The 17,317-nt window shown below is 68.4% G+C and carries 21 protein-coding genes and 1 pseudogene; 20 read left to right on the top strand and 2 right to left on the bottom strand.

The genetic code is table 11. The features are described 5' to 3' along the window. Positions 1–59: 59 nt before the first annotated feature. Genes QNI11_RS12720 through QNI11_RS12710 form a run of 3 tightly spaced genes read left to right on the top strand, consistent with a single transcriptional unit; the run spans position 60 to position 2,696 of the window. Positions 60–674, top strand: coding sequence for a hypothetical protein (locus QNI11_RS12720; protein WP_283980414.1), 615 nt, complete (start codon positions 60–62; stop codon positions 672–674). Beyond that, the gene (locus tag QNI11_RS12715) at positions 667–1,071 is read left to right on the top strand and encodes a hypothetical protein (protein WP_283980413.1); all 405 of its coding nucleotides are present in this window, start codon (positions 667–669) and stop codon (positions 1,069–1,071) included. Before QNI11_RS12720 ends, QNI11_RS12715 begins: the two co-directional genes overlap by 8 nt. Further along, positions 1,068–2,696, top strand: a complete 1,629-nt coding sequence (locus QNI11_RS12710) for a carboxyl transferase domain-containing protein (protein WP_283980412.1) — start codon at positions 1,068–1,070, stop codon at positions 2,694–2,696. The genes QNI11_RS12715 and QNI11_RS12710 overlap by 4 nt, the downstream gene beginning before the upstream one ends. Before the next feature lie 95 nt (positions 2,697–2,791). Here QNI11_RS12710 and QNI11_RS12705 read toward each other — a convergent pair whose 3' ends face one another. Further along, a complete protein-coding gene (locus QNI11_RS12705) occupies positions 2,792–3,373 on the bottom strand; it encodes a hypothetical protein (protein WP_100930203.1) in 582 nt (193 codons plus the stop codon). Positions 3,374–3,527: 154 nt separating this feature from the next. On the opposite strand from QNI11_RS12705, the gene QNI11_RS12700 reads away from it, so the two are divergent. From QNI11_RS12700 to QNI11_RS12670, 7 genes are all read left to right on the top strand, one after another. Next, positions 3,528–5,462 (top strand): biotin carboxylase N-terminal domain-containing protein, encoded by a 1,935-nt coding sequence (locus QNI11_RS12700; RefSeq protein WP_283980411.1) that lies wholly within the window; start codon positions 3,528–3,530, stop codon positions 5,460–5,462. After that, complete coding sequence (locus QNI11_RS12695) at positions 5,459–5,731, top strand: hypothetical protein (protein WP_100930204.1); 273 nt, start codon at positions 5,459–5,461, stop codon at positions 5,729–5,731. The genes QNI11_RS12700 and QNI11_RS12695 overlap by 4 nt, the downstream gene beginning before the upstream one ends. After that, on the top strand, positions 5,728–6,393 hold the full coding sequence (locus QNI11_RS12690) for a glutathione S-transferase family protein (RefSeq protein ID WP_283980410.1): 666 nt from the start codon (positions 5,728–5,730) through the stop codon (positions 6,391–6,393). Before QNI11_RS12695 ends, QNI11_RS12690 begins: the two co-directional genes overlap by 4 nt. Positions 6,394–6,520: 127 nt before the next feature. After that, entirely contained in the window at positions 6,521–7,375 is an 855-nt protein-coding gene (locus tag QNI11_RS12685) for a hydroxymethylglutaryl-CoA lyase (protein ID WP_283980409.1), read from the top strand. Between the two features lie 76 nt (positions 7,376–7,451). Further along, positions 7,452–8,234, top strand: a complete 783-nt coding sequence (locus tag QNI11_RS12680) for a crotonase/enoyl-CoA hydratase family protein (RefSeq protein ID WP_283980408.1) — start codon at positions 7,452–7,454, stop codon at positions 8,232–8,234. A gap of 94 nt (positions 8,235–8,328) precedes the next feature. Beyond that, positions 8,329–8,739 carry a hypothetical protein gene (locus QNI11_RS12675; RefSeq protein ID WP_283980407.1) on the top strand — a complete coding sequence of 137 codons (411 nt, stop codon included), beginning with the start codon at positions 8,329–8,331 and terminating at the stop codon, positions 8,737–8,739. A 202-nt stretch (positions 8,740–8,941) separates the two neighbouring features. Next, positions 8,942–9,475 (top strand): hypothetical protein, encoded by a 534-nt coding sequence (locus QNI11_RS12670; RefSeq protein WP_283980406.1) that lies wholly within the window; start codon positions 8,942–8,944, stop codon positions 9,473–9,475. Positions 9,476–9,487: 12 nt separating this feature from the next. Here QNI11_RS12670 and QNI11_RS12665 read toward each other — a convergent pair whose 3' ends face one another. Further along, a complete protein-coding gene (locus QNI11_RS12665) occupies positions 9,488–10,234 on the bottom strand; it encodes a MauE/DoxX family redox-associated membrane protein (RefSeq protein WP_100930210.1) in 747 nt (248 codons plus the stop codon). Positions 10,235–10,568: 334 nt separating this feature from the next. On the opposite strand from QNI11_RS12665, the gene QNI11_RS12660 reads away from it, so the two are divergent. The 10 genes and pseudogenes from QNI11_RS12660 (at position 10,569) to QNI11_RS12615 (ending at position 17,314) form a co-directional block, all read left to right on the top strand. Further along, positions 10,569–10,934, top strand: coding sequence for an NADH-quinone oxidoreductase subunit A (locus QNI11_RS12660; protein WP_005857462.1), 366 nt, complete (start codon positions 10,569–10,571; stop codon positions 10,932–10,934). Further along, positions 10,934–11,458 carry an NADH-quinone oxidoreductase subunit B family protein gene (locus tag QNI11_RS12655; RefSeq protein ID WP_005857464.1) on the top strand — a complete coding sequence of 175 codons (525 nt, stop codon included), beginning with the start codon at positions 10,934–10,936 and terminating at the stop codon, positions 11,456–11,458. Before QNI11_RS12660 ends, QNI11_RS12655 begins: the two co-directional genes overlap by 1 nt. Positions 11,459–11,570: 112 nt before the next feature. Then, positions 11,571–11,768, top strand: coding sequence for a hypothetical protein (locus QNI11_RS12650; protein ID WP_005857466.1), 198 nt, complete (start codon positions 11,571–11,573; stop codon positions 11,766–11,768). Positions 11,769–11,772: 4 nt separating this feature from the next. Then, positions 11,773–12,381, top strand: a complete 609-nt coding sequence (locus tag QNI11_RS12645; protein WP_100930211.1) for an NADH-quinone oxidoreductase subunit C — start codon at positions 11,773–11,775, stop codon at positions 12,379–12,381. A 139-nt stretch (positions 12,382–12,520) separates the two neighbouring features. After that, positions 12,521–13,744: an NADH-quinone oxidoreductase subunit D gene (locus QNI11_RS12640; protein ID WP_100930212.1), complete on the top strand. Its 1,224-nt coding sequence runs from the start codon at positions 12,521–12,523 to the stop codon at positions 13,742–13,744. A 107-nt stretch (positions 13,745–13,851) separates the two neighbouring features. Then, on the top strand, positions 13,852–14,169 hold the full coding sequence (locus QNI11_RS12635) for a hypothetical protein (RefSeq protein ID WP_100930213.1): 318 nt from the start codon (positions 13,852–13,854) through the stop codon (positions 14,167–14,169). A gap of 53 nt (positions 14,170–14,222) precedes the next feature. Continuing rightward, positions 14,223–14,936 (top strand): annotated as a pseudogene (gene nuoE / locus QNI11_RS12630) (NADH-quinone oxidoreductase subunit NuoE); the annotation flags it as partial. A 244-nt stretch (positions 14,937–15,180) separates the two neighbouring features. Beyond that, entirely contained in the window at positions 15,181–16,251 is a 1,071-nt protein-coding gene (locus QNI11_RS12625; protein ID WP_283980405.1) for a hypothetical protein, read from the top strand. Positions 16,252–16,415: 164 nt separating this feature from the next. Further along, positions 16,416–17,081: a hypothetical protein gene (locus tag QNI11_RS12620; RefSeq protein WP_283980404.1), complete on the top strand. Its 666-nt coding sequence runs from the start codon at positions 16,416–16,418 to the stop codon at positions 17,079–17,081. 14 nt (positions 17,082–17,095) lie between these two features. Then, complete coding sequence (locus QNI11_RS12615; protein WP_100930217.1) at positions 17,096–17,314, top strand: DUF5337 domain-containing protein; 219 nt, start codon at positions 17,096–17,098, stop codon at positions 17,312–17,314. Positions 17,315–17,317 lie beyond the last annotated feature (3 nt).

The following is a 17,317-nucleotide window of genomic DNA, read 5'->3' as shown; positions in this document are numbered from 1 at the left end:
CGGAGGGTGACGCCAGCCGGTCCCGCAGGCGCGCGCGATCCTCAGCGGGAGGGCCTGTCGTGAAACCTCTGGTGCTGGGCGTCTGTCTGCTGGCCGGTTCGGCCATGGCGCAGCCGGAGGAGGCGGCGCCGGACTACGCGCCCCTGCCGAGCTTCGGGGAGTGCATGGACGAGGAGGCGGCGCGCTACGAGCGCGCGCTGAAGCGGCTGAACGAGATGCCGGAAGACCAGGAGTTCGAGATCGGAGACACTCGTGGAACGGGCTATTGCGGCTCGGTGGGGTTCGTCCATTGCGACCGGGAGCCGACGCTGGAAGAGGTGCAGGACTGCCAGCTGGAGCTGGCGGCGGAGGAAGAGGCGCTGGCCGAGAAGATCCGCGCGACGCTGCCCCTGCCGGAGGACGTGGCGGGCAAGGGCGGCGACTTCGAACAGGCGCTTTATCCGCGCGCCTATGCTCTGGCGCAGGGCATCTCGGCCGGGCCGGATTGCGACGGCGACATTCCCCAGCGCGGCACATGGTGCACGGCATGGGAAGCGAACAACCGGCTGCGGGACGCGATCCTTGCGTGGCAGCTGGCACGGTTCCTGGGCGTGGCGGAGACGGCAGTGGCGGCCGGATGGGCCGAGGCGCCCCCGCCTCTGCGCCCGCGTGCGCGGGAGGCTGAGGATGACTGACCTGACATCGCGGCTGGCTGACCGGCGCTGCCCGGACTGCAACACGCTGCAGCCGCTTTTCGTGTCGCAGCCGGGAAGCCGGCGCGTCTGGCAGCGCGACGGGGCGGAGGTCATCCCTTGTCCCGGCTGCGCGGTGCCGCTGCGGCTGGAGGCGAACACCCGCGATCCGAAGGGCATCGTGGCCAGCGTGCTGCTCGTGGTGATCCTCGGCGGCGGGCTTCTGGCGGCGCTCCGGGCCGCGACGGTCTGGGGGCTGGGGGCATGGCAGCTTGGTGGTCTGCTCCTGGCGATCGTGGCGCTGGGGATCGGGGTATCGACGGTCTGGAACGGATTCGAGGCGCGGCGGCGACCTGTGGTCGTGGCCGGACGGGTCTCTGGGGAGGAAGACGCATCATGAGGTTGCAATCGGCGGTCCTGACGGGGTCGGAGGCGTATCGCGCCAACAGGGAGGCGCACCTGGCCGCGCTGGCGGAGATATCGGAAGCCGCCTCGCTGGCGGCGGCGGGCGGCGGCGAGAAGGCGCGGGAACGCCACCTGTCGCGGGGCAAGATGCTGCCGCGCGAGCGCGTGGCGGGGCTGCTCGACGCGGGCTCTCCGTTCCTTGAGGTGGGCGCACTGGCGGCGCATGGCATGTACGACGGTGCGGCGCCCGCCGCGGGCGTGATCGCGGGGATCGGCCTAGTCGAGGGGCGGCAGGTCATGGTGATCTGCAACGACGCCACCGTGAAGGGCGGCACCTACTATCCGATGACGGTGAAGAAGCACCTGCGCGCGCAGGAGATCGCCGAGGAATGCCGCCTGCCGTGCATCTACCTGGTGGATTCGGGCGGGGCGAACCTGCCCAACCAGGACGAGGTCTTTCCGGACCGCGACCACTTCGGCCGGATCTTCTACAACCAGGCGCGGATGTCGGCCAAGGGCATCCCGCAGATCGCAGCGGTCATGGGGTCCTGCACGGCGGGCGGCGCCTATGTGCCCGCCATGTCGGACGTGTCGATCATCGTGAAGGAGCAGGGGACGATCTTCCTCGCCGGGCCGCCGCTGGTGAAGGCCGCGACCGGAGAAGTGGTCAGCGCCGAGGACCTGGGCGGCGGCGACGTGCACACGCGGCTGTCGGGGGTGGCGGATTACCTCGCCGAGGACGACGCCCATGCGCTGGTGCTGGCGCGGCGGGCGGTGCGGTCGCTGGGCAGAGTTTTCGAGGAAAACTCTGCAGCGGGAAGACTTTTCGCCGAAAAGTCTTTGGGGGGCACCGCGCCGGATTACGACCCGGAAGAGATCCTCGGCGCCGTGCCCGCGGACCTGCGCACCCCCTACGACATCCACGAGGTGATAGCGCGGGTGGTCGACGGGTCCTGGTTCGACGCTTTCAAGCCGCGCTTCGGCGAGACGCTGGTCTGCGGTTTCGCCCAGATCCACGGCATGGACGTGGGCATCGTGGCCAACAACGGGGTGCTGTTCTCCGAGAGCGCGCAGAAGGGCGCGCATTTCGTCGAGCTCTGCTCGCAACGCAAGATCCCGCTGGTGTTCCTGCAGAACATCACCGGCTTCATGGTGGGCCGGAAGTACGAGAATGAGGGCATCGCACGCCACGGCGCCAAGATGGTGACGGCGGTGGCCACGACGAGTGTTCCCAAGGTCACGGTGCTGGTCGGCGGGTCGTTCGGTGCGGGTAATTACGGCATGGCGGGGCGGGCCTATCAGCCGCGGTTCCTCTGGACCTGGCCCAATTCGCGCATCTCGGTGATGGGCGGCGCGCAGGCGGCGGGCGTGCTGGCGACGGTCAAGCGCGACGCCATCGAGCGGTCGGGCGGCAGCTGGTCGGAGGACGAGGAGGCGGCGTTCAAGCGCCCGACGCTGGAGATGTTCGAGCGCCAGTCGCATCCGCTATACGCCTCGGCGCGGCTCTGGGACGACGGGGTGATGGACCCGCGCAAGACGCGCTCCGTGCTCGCCCTGTCGCTGCGCGCGGCGCTCAACGCCCCGGTGGAGGAGACGCGGTTCGGCGTCTTCCGGATGTGACGGAGCCGGCTGTGGACAGGATGCGACGTGCGCGCGGTTGCAGCCTGCGCTGTGCCGGTCCCCGTTCTGGCGGCGGTTTGCGGGGGCGCCGCGCGTCAGCCGCGATAGGCGGTGCGCGGCGCGCCTTCCGCCGCCCCGTGCCGCTTGAACTGAAGGTTGTTCTTGCGCACGAACATCCCCATCGAACTGCGCACCGCGGGCAGGAGGGCGTCGAAGGCGTCCTCGTTCGCGGCGCGCGCCGCCAGCACGGCATTGGCCGCCTCCGTGCCGGCGACGAGCTGGTCGAGCGCCGCGATGCTGGTGTCGAAGTCGGGGAACTCCAGCTTGATCTTGCTCTTGCCGATCACGGCTTCGAGCTGCTTGTTGGGCGGCAGGTCGACCTTGGCACCTTCGGTCTGAAGCTGCTTGCCGAAGTTGTAGAGCGGCGAGGCCGCCCCCAGCGCGAGGCAAGCCTTGAGGAAACCGGTGTACTTCTGGGTGGTGCCGAATTTCTCCATCTGGCAGTCGAGTTCGATCGGCTTGGTGATGATCGGGTCTTTGGGCCGGTCGGCGCGGATCGTGCGGACGTGGATGGCGTGCGAGACGTCGAGCAGGATGTTCAGCGAAAAACCGAATTCGTAGAAAAGGTCTGCCTGCGCTTCGGTGAGGGTGCCGACAAGGCGGTATTGGCCGGACATGGCAACAATCCTTGTTTTGCGGGCCGCGCGGGCCCCGGAAAATCGTGGCCGGGTAACAGCGGCCGAAACACGGAAAATACCGGATACGCTGCCAGATCGGCTGCCGTGACGCAACGGAAACAATCGGGCGCGCACGGGCTGCGGGGGAATGAAGATGTTTGACACGATCCTGATCGCGAACCGGGGGGAGATCGCCTGCCGGGTGATGCGGACGGCGCAGGCGATGGGGCTGCGCTGCGTGGCGGTCTATTCGGAGGCAGACGCGGACGCGCTGCATGTGGCCATGGCGGATGTGGCGGTCTGCATCGGAGGGGCCGCACCGGCGCAGAGCTACCTGCGCGGCGACCGGATCATTGCCGCCGCGCAGGAGACCGGTGCGCAGGCGATCCATCCGGGGTACGGCTTTCTGTCGGAGAACCCCGACTTCGTGGCGGCGGTCGAGGAGGCGGGGCTGGTGTTCATCGGCCCCTCGGCGGAGGCGATCCGCAAGATGGGCCTGAAGGACGCGGCCAAGCGGCTGATGGAGGACGCGGGCGTGCCCGTTGTCCCGGGCTACATGGGCGGCGACCAGGATCCCGGCCACCTCGAGGTCGAGGCCGGGCAGGTCGGCTATCCGGTGCTCATCAAGGCCGTGGCGGGCGGCGGCGGCAAGGGGATGCGCCGGGTCGACCGGGCAGAGGACTTCATCGACGCGCTGGAACGGGCAAAGGCGGAGGCGCGCGGCGCCTTCGGCAACGACGACGTGCTGATCGAGAAGTTCATCGAGAAGCCACGCCACATCGAGGTGCAGGTCTTCGGCGACGGCACCCGCGCGGTGCACCTGTTCGAACGGGACTGCTCGCTCCAGCGGCGCCACCAGAAGGTGATCGAGGAGGCGCCCGCGCCGGACATGCCGGAGGACGTGCGCGCCGCGATGGGTGCCGCCGCCGTGCGCGCCGCGGAGGCGATCGGCTACAGCGGAGCCGGGACGGTCGAGTTCATCGTGGACGGCGCGGGCGGACTGCGCACCGACGGTTTCTGGTTCATGGAGATGAACACCCGCCTGCAGGTGGAACACCCGGTGACGGAGGAGATCTGCGGCGTCGATCTTGTCGAGTGGCAGATCCGTGTCGCTGCCGGAGAGAGCCTGCCCGCGCGGCAGGAGGACCTGACGATCAACGGCCACGCCTTCGAGGCGCGGCTGTATGCCGAGGACGTGCCTGCCGGGTTCCTGCCCGCGACGGGCCGGCTGGCGGAGCTGCGCTTTCCCGAGGGCGTGCGTGCGGAGACCGGCGTGCGGGCGGGGGACGAGATCAGCCCGCACTACGACCCGATGATCGCCAAGCTGGTGGTGCACGGCCCGTCCCGGGCGGTCGCGCTGCGGAAGCTGGCGAGGGGGCTGCGGGCCACGCGGGTGGCGGGCACGGTCACGAACCTGAGCTTCCTCGGTGCACTGGCGGAGCATGAGGGCTTCGGCCGGGGCGAGGTGGACACCGGGCTGATTGGGCGCGAACTCGACACGCTTGTCGCGATGCCGGAGGTCGGCCCGGCGGTCTGGGCGGAGGCGGCGCTGGGGGCCATGGGCCTGCTCGACGCCGAGGGCTGGGAGACGGGTTTCTGCCTTTGGTCGCCTTCGTGGAAGCGGATCGTGCTGGCGCGCGGCGAGGACAGGCGCGAGCTGGGCGTGATGGTGCGCGCGGCGGGTTCGGCCCTGGTCTCGGTCGACGGGACCGAGGTCGAATGCCTGAAGGCGGCGCAGGGCTGGACCTTCGACGGGGCGGCGGGCGGCGGTGTCTTTGCCGAAGGCGGGCGCGTGACGGTCTTTGCCGACTACGGCGTGGCTTTCGAGGTCATCGACCCGCTGGCGCAGCAGGCCGAGGGCGCCGCCGCGGGGGCGGCGCTGGCGCCGATGCCGGGGCGCGTCGTCTCGGTCCACGTGCGGGTCGGGCAGGAGGTCGTGGCGGGCGACCGGCTGGCCGTACTGGAGGCGATGAAGATGGAGCACACGCTGACCGCCTCTGCCGACGGGGTGGTGGCCGAGGTGCTGGTGGCCGAGGGCGACCAGGTGGAGGCCGGGGCGGCGCTGGTGGTCATGGAGGAGGCGGAGTGACCTTTGCCGACCTGCCGGAGGGGACCCCGGTGATGATGTGTCCCGAGGTGCGGGCCGATCCGAAGGCAGCCTACACCGTGGCGGCGGAACTCGACCGCAACATCGCCGTCTGGTGCGGCCTCTGCCGGTTCGAGACGGCGCGGCCGGGCCGCCTGCGCGAGGTGCTGGACGCCTGGCCGATGCTGGCGCGGCAGGAGGTGCCCCGGATGGGACAGCATTACGAACACACGGGCCATGGCCTCTGGTTCCTGAGGGAGGGACGGATTTGATCAGGTTGCATCACGTACAGTACGGGCGGTCGTTCCGCGTTTTGTGGCTCCTGGAGGAGATCGGCGTCGAGCGCTTCGGCGGGCTGGAGATCGTCGAGCACCGGATCGGCACGCGCGAGATGGCGGAGAGCGGGCTGGCGCGGGTGTCGCCCGCGGTGCGCATCCCGGCGATCGAGATGGACGGGCTGGAGATGTCCGAATCCGGCGCCATCGTCGAATACCTCGTGGAGACCTTCGCGCCCGGTCTGGGCCGGGCACCGGGGGACGCGGATCGCGCGGCCTACCTGCAATGGATCCACTTCGCGGAGACGCAGGCGAGCCTCATCGAGAACCTGAACCTGCAGATGGTCTTCCTGCGCCCACCCGCGAAGCCGTCGCCCGTGGTGGTGAAGCTGACCGTGGCGCGGCTTCGGCAGACGCTGAGGGGGATGGAGGCGCGGTTGTCCGGCGACTGGCTGCTGGAAGGCAGCTTTTCCGCGGCGGACATCATGATGGGTTTCAACCTGTTCGCCGCGCCTTATTACGTGAAGCTCGACGAGTTCCCGAAGCTCATGGCCTACAAGGCGCGGATGGAGGCGCGGGAGGCCTACCAGCGCGCCGTGGCGCGCGAGGGAGAGCAGCGGTTCTACACGCAGGATTTCTATCCGGTGCCCGAGGCGTGAGGCTTCGGTAAAGGACTGTTGAAAGGCGCGCCTTGCGGCGCACAGGCTGTCTCGGCCCCGGCCTTCGGGCCGTGACCTCGGGGGGCGCGGCTCTGCGGTGCGGGGCACGGAAACAGGAGGACAGGACATGGCAGAGAGGGTCGAGATCTTCGAGGTGGGGCCGCGCGACGGCCTGCAGAACGAAGCGCGGATGATCGCGACGGACGCCAAGGTGGCGCTGGTGGACCTGCTGTCCGGCGCGGGGTTCCGGCGGATCGAGTGCGCCTCCTTCGTGTCGCCGAAGTGGGTGCCTCAGATGGCGGACAGCGGCGACGTGCTGGAGCGGATCGCGCGGGCGCCGGGGGTGTCCTATGCCGCGCTGACGCCGAACATGAAGGGGCTGGAGCGGGCGCTGGCGGCGCGGGCCGACGAGGTGGCGGTGTTCGGCGCGGCCTCGGAAGGGTTCTCGCGCGCGAACATCAATGCCTCCGTCGAGGAGGGTCTGGCGCGGTTCGTGCCGGTCTGCGAGGCGGCGCGGGAGGCGGGCGTGCCGGTCCGAGGCTATGTGTCGTGCGTGGTGGAATGTCCCTACGACGGGGCAGTGCCGCCCGAGGACGTGGCGCGGGTCGTGGCGGCCCTGCGCGACATGGGCTGTTACGAGGTCTCGCTGGGCGACACCATCGGGCGCGGCACGCCGGAGGCGGTGGATGCCATGCTGACCGCGGTGCTGGAGGAGATGTCCGCCGACCGGCTTGCGGGCCATTTCCACGACACGAGCGGCCGGGCGCTGGAGAACGTGCGCACCGCGATGGACCGCGGTCTGCGGGTCTTTGACGCGGCGGTGGGCGGTCTGGGCGGCTGCCCCTACGCGCCGGGGGCGGCGGGCAACGTGGCGACAGAGGCGGTGCATGCGTACGTCACGGCGCAGGGGTTCGAGACCGGGCTCGACGCCGGTATCCTCGCAGAGGCGGGCCGGATGGCGCGGGCGATGCGGGCGGAATGAGGCGTCGTCGTGTCCGGCGGTTGGCGATTGTCGTCAGTGACGCGGCGGGATGTCTGACGGAGCAGGAGGAGGGATGATGGAAGACGTTCGTGTGGTGCGCGAGATGCGCGGCGTGGCGCGGCTGATCCTGGCGCGGGCGGCCAAGCACAACGCCATGTCGGCGGAGATGATGGCGCAGATCGTCGCCGCGGCGCAGGAACTGGCCAAGGACGAGGCCGTGCGCGTGGTGGTGCTGGAGGCGGAGGGGCCGACCTTCTGCGCCGGGGGCGACCTTGCGTGGATGCGCGAACAGTTCGGCATGGCACCGGACGCGCGGCTCCGCGAATCCGCGCGGATCGCCGAGGCGCTCGGCGCGCTGCACGACCTGCCGCAGCCGCTGATCGGGCGGGTGCAGGGCAATGCCTTCGGCGGCGGGATCGGCCTGATCTCTGTCTGTGACGTGGCCATCGGGGTGGAGACGGCGAAGCTGGCGCTGACCGAGGTGAAGCTGGGGCTGATCCCGGCCAACATCGGGCCCTATGTCGTCGCCCGGATGGGTGCGAGCGCCGCGGCGCGGATCTTCATGAACGGCAGGGTCTTCGGGGCGCCGGAGGCGGTGACGCTCGGGCTCCTGTCGCGGGCTGTCCCGGCGGAGGACCTCGACGCCGCCGTCGAGGCGGAGGTGGCGCCCTATCTCGCCTGCGCGCCGGGCGCGGTGCGCGACGCCAAGCGCCTGTTGCGGCGGCTGTCGGGCGGTGTGCGTCAGGACGATGTGGAGATGGCGGTCGACGCGCTGGCCGCGCGCTGGGAAACTGCGGAGGCGCAGGACGGCATCGCGGCATTCTTCGACAAGCGCCCCGCGCCCTGGGCGGAGGGGTAGGCGGGGTTTCGGTCCTGTCGGGCATGCGCCTGACGCGACAGGGGAAAGGGGCCGCTGCCCGCGTGACAGCGCGGCACTCTGAATGGACGGGACGATGACGGTACAGGTGGCGCAGTTCTACGCGATGGGGTGTCTGGCGGTCGTCTTCTTCCAGGTGGCCTTGATCGGCGGGCTGCCCCTTGGCGCATGGACGCAGGGCGGGCGGTATCGCGGCGCCCTGCCGTTGCGGGGGCGGCTGGTGGCGGCGGTCGCGGTTCCGGTGCACCTGTTCCAGGGACTGGCGATCGTCAGCGCGGCGGGGTTTCCCGGGATGGGCTGGCCGCTCTGGACCGGGTGGGTGGCCTTCGGCACAAGCGTGATCGTCGCCGTCCTGAGCGGCTTCAGCCCGTCGGGCGAGGAACGCGCGGTCTGGTTGCCGGTCAACGTGGTCAAGGCGGCGCTGGTCGGCTACGTCATGCTGATGACGCTGACGGGGCAGCCGGCGGGCGCCGTGCAGAGTGTCTGAGGGCACGATCTGCCCGAGAACTCCCCCGGTGCGCCACGGTCAGGACATATTTCTCTGAAAAACGGCAAGGGAAGGGTCTGGAGCCTGCTATTGCGGTCTGTCCCGCGGGACGGCTGAGGCGTGTGCGGGCCTACGGGCCGTTTATCCGCCGGGGCATTACTGGCGCAGCGTGGATGGCAAGGCGCAGAAGGAGAACGACGGTATGGCGCGCAACATCGGTCTGGCAGCCGCGCTGCTGTTTCTGGGCGCAGCGCCCGTCACGGCGCAGGCGGCGGTCGAGCTGACCGCCCGATCCTGCCGCCCGATTGCGCAGGTCGACTGGACCGCGCCGCCGCCCGAACAGTTCGGCATCGCGCTTGGCTGCCTTGCCGAGGAAGATTACGGCGGGGCGATCCGGTTCCACGCTGTCGCCGCAGCGATGATGTTCTTCGACGCGATGCGGGTGAGCGATCAGGCGGCCCGCGGCGTCCAGGCGGAGGTGGCGAAGGCCTTCGGCGATCAGGCGGGCGAAGCGGCGATGAGTGCCCAGTCCGGCTTCCTGCGGACCATGAACCAGGCTGCCTTCAGCGCCGAGATCTGCAAGCTGTTCGACGCCAAGGGCCCCCCGCAGCACGCGGTCGCCTACATGAAAGGCCGGGGCGAGCCGGGCGCCGATCTGGTGGAGCCCGGCTTCGATTCGGCCGGGGCCTGGGCCGAAGTGTCCGCGCTGATGATGCGCTGCTTGCCCGGCGGCTGAGCCGGGATCGCCTCAGAACAGCGTGGCGATCATCCAGACACCCATGCCGATCATCACGAGGTTCTCGGTCAGCGACACGAAGCCGAGCGGCACGTTGGACGATCCGCCCATGCAAGCGCACTTGAGTTCGCGCTTGTCGATGTAGACCGCCTTGAAGACGGAGACCGCGCCGATGGTGCCGATGATCAGGGCCACGGGACCGGAGAGCCAGGGCAGGACACCTGCGAGCATCAGGATCGCGGCCAGCGCCTCGGCGTAGGGGTAGACGTAGCCGTATTCGACCTTGCGCCGCGCGAGCAGGTCGTAGTTCAGGAACATCGTGGTGAAGCTCTCGATGTCGCGCAACTTCTGCACGGCAAGGAGCGCCATGGCGGTGGCCAGAATTGCGCGCAGGGTGCCCGCCCAGCCGAGGCCGCCGGTCCAGCCGATGGCAATGCCCATCAGCGCGGCCATGCCGAAGACGGCGATGACCGGCGTATAGCTCTTCTCGATGTCGGAGGCCGGGGTAATGCCGAGTTCGCGCTGCGTGTCCTCGTAGCCGCCGATGCGCCGGTCGCCGATGTAGACCTGTGGCGTCGTCTCCACGTCGTGCGATTCCTGGAAGCGGTCGGTTTCCTCGCGGGTCGTCAGCGGGTGATCCTCGACCTCATAGCCCTTCCGTTCCAGGAGCGCCTTGGTCTTCAGCCCGAAGGGACAGAGGTGATCCGGCGTCGACATGCGGTAGAGGCGGGCGCGGTTCGGCGTGGAGTCGAGGGGCATGGATGGGGTCCTCCTGTCAGCGGGGCGGATGGGCGGTCTGCGGTTTGCTGGTGGACCAACGCCCGTGACCGGACGCATGTTCCGGCGCGGTATTGGGCGCGACCCATGCGCGCGGGGCAGGGTGGGGTGCGGCGATGCGGCCGGGGCCGGGACGCTACCCCATTGCGCAGGCAGCAGAATTTGCGCCAGAATGGGCGCGTGCCGGTTCGTTTCCATTCTACCGAATATGCCGCGGGCTTGTTGACCCTGCCGGTCGGTGCGGATAAGTCACGACATGACACGCGGCGCGCGCCTCCCGCGCGTGGCGCGCCCCCCGTTTATGAGGAGCTGCCTCGTGGAAGAGATGCTGCGGGAATATCTTCCCATCCTTGTGTTCCTGGCCATCGCCATCGTCATCGGACTCGTGTTCATCTTCGCCGCGATCCTCGTCGCCGTGCGGAACCCGGATCCGGAGAAGGTGTCGGCCTATGAATGCGGCTTCAACGCCTTCGATGACGCGCGGATGAAGTTCGACGTGCGTTTCTATCTCGTGTCGATCCTGTTCATCATCTTCGACCTCGAGATCGCGATGCTGTTCCCGTGGGCCGTGGCCTTCCAGCACATCTCGATGACGGCGTTCTGGGCGATGATGGTGTTCCTCGGCGTGCTGACGGCGGGCTTTGCCTATGAATGGAAGAAAGGGGCCCTGGAATGGGAGTGATGACCGGAGCGAACACTGCGGGCGTCGACCGTGAGGTGGCCACGCAGGACCTGAACCGCGAACTGCAGGACAAGGGTTTCCTGCTGACCTCGACGGAGGACATCATCAACTGGGCGCGCACCGGCTCGCTGCACTGGATGACCTTCGGTCTCGCGTGCTGCGCGGTGGAGATGATGCACACCTCGATGCCGCGCTACGACCTGGAGCGGTTCGGCACGGCGCCACGCGCCAGCCCGCGCCAGTCGGACCTGATGATCGTCGCGGGCACGCTGACCAACAAGATGGCGCCGGCGCTGCGCAAGGTCTACGACCAGATGCCGGAACCGCGCTACGTGATCTCGATGGGGTCCTGCGCGAACGGCGGCGGCTACTACCACTACTCCTACTCGGTGGTGCGCGGCTGCGACCGCGTCGTGCCTGTGGACGTCTACGTGCCCGGGTGCCCGCCGACGGCGGAAGCGCTGCTCTACGGCATCATGGCGCTGCAGAAGAAGATCCGCCGCACCGGAACGCTGGTGCGCTGAAGACGGCCCGGAGGGCGATCCGGCGGGGCAGATGGCCCCCGGCGCGCCCCGGAACCGGCAAGATGCAGGGCTTCCGGGCGGACCCGCCGCGGGGGCGAGAAGGGAAGACGAGATGGCAGACGTGAAACCGGGCGACAAGGTCCAGCTGATTTCGGGCAGCGTCGTGATGACGGTGGAAACCGTCGGGCAGAGCGACCAGAACGCCGCCCTCACGGCGGCGCAATGCGTCTGGTACGAAGCAGGGCAGGGCAATGTCCTCGGCGAGGTGCGCCGCGCGGTGGTCGCCGTCGACGCTCTGGAAAAGGTGTAAGCGAATGGTGCAGGCACTCAAGGAACTGGGCGAACACATCGCGACGAAGCGCCCCGACTGCGTGGTCGCATGGGACGTGACCCATGGCGAGCTGAACGTCGACGTGGCCCCCTCGAACATCCGCGGCTTCGTGGACTTCCTGAAGACCGATCCGACCTGCCGGTTCTCGTCGCTGGTGGACATCACCGGGGTCGACTACCCGGAGCGGCCGAAGCGGTTCGACGTGGTCTACCACTTCCTGTCGATGTACCAGAACCACCGCATCCGGCTGCGCGTCTCGGTCCGCGAGGACGAGATGGTGCCGTCGATCGTGCCGGTGCATCCCAGCGCCAACTGGTTCGAGCGCGAGACCTTCGACATGTACGGCATCCTGTTCTCGGGCCACCCGGACCTGCGCCGCATCCTGACGGACTACGGGTTCCGCGGCTATCCGCTGCGCAAGGACTTCCCGACGACCGGGTACACGGAAGTGCGCTACGACGAAGAGCGCAAGCGCGTGGTCTACGAGCCGGTGACGCTGGTGCAGGAATACCGCCAGTTCGATTTCATGTCCCCGTGGGAAGGCGCGAAATACGTGCTTCCGGGCGACGAGAAGACCGAAGGCAAGGCGTGAACATGACCGGGCGCGGGACCTGGAAGAGTTTTCGGACGAAAACTCTTGGACGTGAACACTCTTCGTCCGAAGAGTGTTCCCCGCGCGCGGTGGCATTGGACGGGGTGCGTGACACAAGCCCCGAGGAAAGGGACGGTCGATGATGGACGGCTCCAAAGGTTTCGAAGACGCCCTGACGGGTGAACAGAAGATCCGCAACTTCAACATCAACTTCGGTCCGCAGCACCCGGCGGCCCACGGCGTGCTGCGCCTGGTGCTGGAGCTGGACGGCGAGATCGTGGAACGCTGCGATCCGCACATCGGCCTGTTGCACCGCGGCACCGAGAAGCTGATGGAGAGCCGGACCTATCTCCAGAATCTGCCGTATTTCGACCGCCTCGACTACGTGGCGCCGATGAACCAGGAACACGCCTGGTGCCTCGCGATCGAGCGGCTGACCGGCGTCGAGGTGCCGCGCCGTGCCTCGCTGATCCGGGTGCTCTACTCCGAGATCGGACGGGTGCTGAACCACCTGCTGAACGTGACCACGCAGGCCATGGACGTGGGCGCGCTGACGCCGCCGCTCTGGGGCTTCGAGGAACGCGAGAAGCTGATGATCTTCTACGAGCGGGCCTGTGGCGCGCGCCTGCACTCGGCCTATTTCCGGCCGGGCGGGGTGCACCAGGACCTGCCGCCGAAGCTGATCGACGACATCGAGCAGTGGGCGAAGGAATTCCCGGCCAAGCTGGACGACATCGACGGCCTCCTGACCGAGAACCGCATCTTCAAGCAGCGCAACGCCGACATCGGCGTGGTGACGGAGCAGGAGATCCTCGACTGGGGCTTCTCCGGCGTGATGGTGCGCGGCTCCGGCCTCGCCTGGGACCTGCGCCGTGCGCAGCCCTACGAGTGCTACGACGAATTCGACTTCAAGATCCCGGTGGGCAAGAACGGCGACTGTTACGACCGCTACCTCTGCCGGATGGCGGAAATGCGCGAATCGACGAAGATCATCCTGCAGGCGATCGACAAGCTGCGGGCGCCGGACGGCCAGGGCGATATCCTGGCCCGCGGCAAGGTCACCCCGCCGAAGCGCAACGAGATGAAGACCTCGATGGAGGCGCTCATCCACCACTTCAAGCTTTACACCGAAGGGTTCCACGTGCCGGCGGGCGAAGTCTATGCCGCGGTCGAGGCGCCGAAGGGCGAATTCGGCGTGTACCTCGTGGCGGACGGCACCAACAAGCCGTACCGGGCCAAGCTGCGCGCGCCGGGCTACCTGCACCTGCAGGCCATGGACCACGTGGCAAGCGGCCACCAGTTGGCCGACGTGGCGGCGATCATCGGCACGATGGACATCGTGTTCGGCGAGGTCGACCGCTGAGGGCAGGGGGCCGGGCCGCCGCCACAGTGGCGGGGCGCGGCCATGCGTGACGGCAGGTCACGGGCAAGGAAGAAGGGCCGCGGGAAGGCCGGACGAGGGAAGTGAATATGAAGAAACTGTTTCTGTGTGTCCCGGCGCTGGCACTCGCCGGCTGCGTGGAACTGGGCATGGCGCCGCAGGACACCACGCCGGAGATGCTGGCACAGTGGGACGCGGCGGTGGCCTCCATCGGCTGCGACCTCGTGGCCGAAAGCGATTACCTGCCGGTGGAACTGCAGACCGGCATCCCGCGTCAGAAGCTGATCGAGATCGCGCAGTACAAGATCCAGAAGAAGCAGGCCGTGTCGCTCGAAGGCGGCGGTGTGCGGTCTGTCGTGGGCGCCTGTGCGCCGCAGCCCGAAGCGCAGGTGGCGCAGGCGGGCTGAGCGGAGCCGGCAGGAACGTGATACGGCGCAGGCGCGCCAGAAGGAGTTGAGACATGCTGCGACGGCTGCATCCCGAACAACCCGACAGCTTCGAGTTCTCCGAAGCCAACCTCGCTTGGGCGAAAGAGCAGATCACGAAGTATCCCGCCGGGCGCCAGGCCTCGGCGATCATCCCGCTGCTGTGGCGCGCGCAGGAGCAGGAGGGCTGGCTCAGCCGTCCCGCCATCGAGTACGTGGCCGAGATGCTGGGCATGGCCTACATCCGCGCGCTCGAGGTGGCGACCTTCTACTTCATGTTCCAGCTTCAGCCGACCGGCTCGGTCGCGCATGTCCAGATCTGCGGCACCACGTCCTGCATGATCTGCGGCGCCGAAGACCTGATTGCCGTCTGCCGGGACAAGATCTCCTCGAAGCCGCACGCGCTGTCGGAGGACGGCAAGTTCTCGTGGGAAGAGGTGGAGTGCCTCGGCGCCTGCACCAACGCGCCCATGGCGCAGATCGGCAAGGACTACTACGAGGACCTCACCGCCGAGAAGCTGGGCGACCTGATCGACGCCCTGGCGAAGGGAGAGGTGCCGCAGGTCGGGCCGCAGAACGGCCGGTTCGCCTCTGAACCGCTGGGCGGCGCGACCACGCTGACCGAATACACCAACGCCTCGATCAAGATGAATGCCAGCGCGCAACTGGCGCATGACATCGGCGACACGGTGAAGCGCATCGACGGGACGGAGGTGCCGCTTGTGGCCCCCTGGACCGATCAGGCGGGCACCCGCGGCGCCTGAGCGCGCCCGCAGCAAGGCATCAGAACGGCGGTTCCGGAGACGGGGCCGCCGTTTTTCTTTCCGGCCTTGGTGATTCTCCGGCCCGTGCCCTTGGAAACCCCGGCGCGGGGGTCATTCTTTTGTCCCATGCGGTGCATCTGAGATTGTCTCCGCTGACGAAGGGGGCAAAAGTGTTTAAAACAATTGGTAAACACCGTGGTGGTGAAAACGTAGACGGGAGAACGGCCGAATGAGAACGAATGGCAACTGCACCATGATGAGCTGGGGAATAGCGGCGGCGCTCGGGGTTTTCGCCTTCCTGCTGCTCGTCGGAAGCTACGGGTTCGGTACGGCCCTGTTCCTCGGGATCGTGACGCTCGTGTTGCTGGGATTGCTGTTCCAGTGGCTGTTCTGCGCGCCTCTGCCCGAGAAGGGGGAGACCGGCGTGACGGCAGGCCAGGCCGGAGGCAACGGCACGTCCGCGACGTCGCCGGGCGCCGCGGCGGCCTCTGCCGGGGTGGCGGCGGCCAGTTCCGCCTCGGCATCCGCCAAGAGCGCGCCTGCGGCGGAGTCCGCGCCTGAGCCGAAGGCCCAGCCTGAACCCTCGACCGAAACCGCATCGTCCGCAAGCGCCGGACCGGCAGCGGAGGAGGCGCCGGAGAAGACATCCACCACGGATGCACCCGCCGCCGAAAGCGCCGCGCCTGCCACGACGGCCAGTGCCGAGCCCGCGCCGAAATCTGCCCCCAAGGACAAAGGCAAAGAGGCCTCCGGGGACGAGGGTGGTTCCCGTGTGAAGCCGAGCGCGCAACTGTCGGGGGAGGCCGATCTTGCCGGTCGCAAGGGTTCCTGGACGTACAAGAAATCCGCGGACGCCGACGACACCACGCTGGCCGGAAGCACGGACGGGGCGGCGGGCAGCGTCGACAGCGCGGGTTCTGGCGGTGACGGCGCCGAGGTCATGACCGCCCCGGACGGGGCAGAGGCTGGCGCCTCCGACACCGACGGCAAGGGCGGCGACAGCGGCGAAGGCTCCAAGCCGGCGCTGCTGGACGCGCCCGAGGGCGGCAAGCCGGACGATCTGAAGCAGATCAAGGGCATCGGTCCCAAACTGGAGAAGGTCTGCCATTCGATCGGTGTCTACCATTTCCACCAGATCGCGTCCTGGACCGACGAAGAGGTCGCCTGGGCGGATGCCAACCTCGTCGGGTTCCGCGGCCGCGTGAGCCGCGACAACTGGGTGTCGCAGGCGAAGGTGCTGGCGGACGGCGGCGAGACAGAGTTCTCCACCCGTGTCGAAAAGGGCGGCGTCTACGATTGATGTGAACGGGGCAGGGCGCGGATACGCGCCCTGCGACGCAGGGGCGGCTTGCACATGGACCGATGATGTGTCAGGCGTGAACCCGGCACTGTTGGGGAGGAACGGCGCTTTGACTGGTGGCGCGGAAAGACCTGCGCCCCGCGAACTCGAGCGAGGACGTGACCATGAAAATGACTCCCATGAAAGCTTTCACCCCGGACTATTCTCCCGTCGTCAAGATGATGGCGATGCAGACCCGGTTGATGGTTGAGACCAGCCAAAACATGATGAAGCTGGCGATGCTGCCCTGGCAGGGCATGCCCATGCCGTCGATGAAGGCCGGTTTCGGCAGCATCTGCGCACCGGGCGGCGTGGCCAGGAAGGCCCCCTCGGCCAAGGCAGCGGCGCAGGCCGTCGAAGAGGCCGCGGAAGTGACCCAGGAGGTCGTCGAGACCACCGCCAAGGCCGCCGAGGAGGTCGCAGAGACCACCACGGAAACCGTCGAGGCGACCGTCGACGCGACGACCGAGAGCGTCGAGGACGTGGCCGCAGACGCGGCGGAAACCACCGCGGAAACTGCCGAAGCAGCCGGTGACATGGCCGAGGAAATCGTCGGCGTGGCCCCGGCCTTCCTGTCGGCGCCCGAAGGCGAGGCGGACGACCTGACCACCCTGATGGGCGTCGGTCCGAAGCTGGCGGCGACCCTGAACGAGGCGGGCATCTACCATTTCAGCCAGATCGCGGAATGGACCGAGGACAACGTCGCGTGGGTCGATGCGAACATCGCAGGCGTGCGTGGCCGCGCCGCGAAGAACGGCTGGGTGGCGCAGGCCGCCGACCTGAAAAAGTGATCTGACGGCGGGCGATGGCGAAGAAGGACGACCTTAACCGGCGGGGGCGCAGGATTGCGCTCGTGATTGCCGGGACCGGTGTGTTCTGGATCGCCATCACCGCCATTGGCGGGGCGCTGGACTGGAGCCAGCGCCTTCGTGCCCTGTTCGACCTTGTGGCACTTGCCGGGTTTATCTGGGCGTTCTGGATGATATACGGGCTCTGGCGGGCGCGCCAGGAACACGAAGGATAAGCG

This window comes from Sagittula sp. MA-2 (assembly GCF_030126985.1).
Lineage (GTDB): Bacteria > Pseudomonadota > Alphaproteobacteria > Rhodobacterales > Rhodobacteraceae > Sagittula.
Note: the sequence above shows the minus strand (reverse complement) of the source record. Positions and strands in the feature narration are given on the sequence as shown.